1 pseudogene is annotated in these 347 nt (G+C 67.1%); it reads left to right on the top strand.

The window, feature by feature from the left end:
- Positions 1-347 (top strand): annotated as a pseudogene (locus ACZYOF_RS44485) (IS256 family transposase); the annotation flags it as partial.

The raw sequence follows: 347 nt of genomic DNA, 5'->3' as shown, positions 1-347 counted from the left end.
GCTGGTGCGCGGCAGCTTCTGGCGCAGGCCGTCGAGGTCGAAGTCGAGACCTTTCTTGCCACGATGAAGGATTTGAAGCTTGCCGACGGACGCGCCCGTGTCGTGCGGCATGGTTACGGCCCGGTGCGAACGATTGCGACGGGCATCGGTCCGGTCGAGGTCGCGCGGGCGAAGATTCGCGACCGTGGGGCGGCCGGCGATAGTGAGCGGATCCGGTTCGGCTCGGCGATCCTGCCGCTGTGGGCACGGCGGACCAGAAGCCTGGATGCGCTGTTGCCGATTCTGTACCTGCGCGGCATCTCGACCGGCGATTTCCAGGAGGCGCTGACGGCCTTGCTGGGCAAGGA

The sequence above is a fragment of the Bradyrhizobium sp. LeoA1Lang genome, from assembly GCF_055413685.1.
This window is presented reverse-complemented; position numbering and strand designations above follow the sequence as displayed.